At 57.5% G+C, this 1,780-nt stretch carries 3 protein-coding genes; 2 read left to right on the forward strand and 1 reads right to left on the reverse strand.

What is annotated here, in order from left to right; all coding sequences use genetic code 11:
- Nucleotides 1-497 precede the first annotated feature (497 nt).
- Together ABX962_RS35610 and ABX962_RS35615 are read left to right on the forward strand one after the other, a co-directional pair.
- Nucleotides 498-857, forward strand: a complete 360-nt coding sequence (locus ABX962_RS35610) for a hypothetical protein (RefSeq protein WP_372726390.1) — start codon at nucleotides 498-500, stop codon at nucleotides 855-857.
- Nucleotides 858-936: 79 nt separating this feature from the next.
- Nucleotides 937-1,158 carry a BON domain-containing protein gene (locus tag ABX962_RS35615; RefSeq protein WP_145212677.1) on the forward strand — a complete coding sequence of 74 codons (222 nt, stop codon included), beginning with the start codon at nucleotides 937-939 and terminating at the stop codon, nucleotides 1,156-1,158.
- Nucleotides 1,159-1,416: 258 nt separating this feature from the next.
- Here the strand turns inward: ABX962_RS35615 and ABX962_RS35620 are convergent.
- Nucleotides 1,417-1,780, reverse strand: a 364-nt coding sequence (locus ABX962_RS35620) for a YmdB family metallophosphoesterase (RefSeq protein WP_372726391.1), incomplete at its 5' end; no start/stop codon positions are given.

The raw sequence follows: 1,780 nt of genomic DNA on the forward strand, positions 1-1,780 counted from the left end.
GCACCTGCTGACGATCCGCGACGCGGGGTATCGCTTTATCCTGGGGCCGGCGAATGCAAAGCAGGAACACAAAGCCGAAGAAGAAACAGACCAGTAACCGCGGTCGCTGATGCGTTGCCCGACGTGGGGTCAGCTTCCAGCTTGCCTGCCTGGAAGCGTCAGCTTCCCGCTTCTGCGAGGCACACTCGCAACCGCCAGCCTACAGGCTCGTTCATTGAATCAGCCGTTTGGCCACGGGGCATCACAGACCGAGAGCGTGGTACGACAAACCGATCGAGCAGGACCGGCGCATAAAAAAAAAGCCCCCGGTCCAGTACGAGATCCTAGGGGGGCGGAGGATAACGCGCTATGGGACCGGGAGCCGGTGGTTTTTCGGGTGAGTGGATTGCCACTCGATTCGGTTCGACGCGGTCCCTTGCTTCCTTGCCGGGACCTGCCGAACGCTTGCCAGTTTCTCGCCGCCTTCACCGCCACACAAGATTCGATCCGTCGAATCCGTGCCGTACGATTTGTCCGCAGCTACCGAAGAATCGATCAATGAATTCCAAGGTGCCAGTGCAGGATCACGCCAGCGAGTCGCTTCGATCACCGGGCTTGGCTTGGCTCACGGCCAAGTGTCCCAGCGATGGGCGGAAGATACGGGCGCCCCTTCGCAGCGGTCAAGGCGGATCATGCGCGGATCAGAAATTGTTTTCTTGAATGTATTTGCTAGCAATTTGTGGATTGTCCGTCAGCAGCCACCGACGGCATCGCCTGCACGCGTCAAGCCTGTTGCGATCGTTCGAGCAAGCGTTTGGAATGTAACAATTCGTCTCAAACCGACCTGTCAGATGATGTTTGGAACGCTCGATTTTTAACAAATTCCTGTAGGCAATTTCCTTGCAATGTGTGATATTTGATTATTCAGCCAATCACCACTGACGACAGAATTCATTCATGACAACGATGCAAGCCCAAGAGATCGTCACAGCGGCTTCAGCGCTTCTCGCGAAGAGCTCGGTCCAGGAACTTCGTTCACTCCGCGTGGATGAAGATGCCAATGAGCTGCGGCTTCGCGGCAAGGTTCGCAGCTTCTATCACAAGCAGTTGGCCCAAGAGGCGGTGCTGCCCGTTGCCGGGTCGTTGCAAGTGGTCAACCACGTGGACGTTCACAACTAGTCGCCTATCGCAGCTCAATTTCCAAGTAGTGGACGAGGCGACGAGTCCCCTGTCTCCAAGTAGTGGACGAGGCGACGAGTCCCCTGTCTCCAGGTAGTGGACGAGGCGACGAGTCCTCCGTAGTCGGCACATTGGCGACCGCCTACCCGAAAACGAACGTGCCGCGGAAACGCGGTCAGGTGCCAAAATCGCGAAGCACCCTTGGGGCCATTTGGTTTTTCGTACCAGCCCCCTTTTGGGCCCCCTCTTCGGCGCCTTCTAATTGACGATCACGCGCTGTTCGAATCGTTCGATCTTCACCGCGCGACCATCGGCGTCGGATTCGACGATCGCACCACACAGGCGGACATCACCGGTCGCGACATGAAAGTGACAGGGTTCTGCGGTGCGAGTCGTGTGAGTGACCCGTTCGATGTCTCGTCCGATGATACTTTCGTAGGGACCGCACATCCCGACATCACATTGAAACGCGGTTCGACCGGGAAGGATGCAGGTGTCCGCGGTGGGGACGTGGGTGTGCGTGCCAAGGACGGCGGTGACTTTTCCATCCAGGTATCTGCCGAGGCATTGTTTGTCGCTGGTGGCTTCGGCGTGAACGTCGACCAAAATTTGATCGGTATGC

It is taken from the genome of Novipirellula sp., from assembly GCF_041583735.1.
Taxonomy (GTDB): domain Bacteria; phylum Planctomycetota; class Planctomycetia; order Pirellulales; family Pirellulaceae; genus Novipirellula.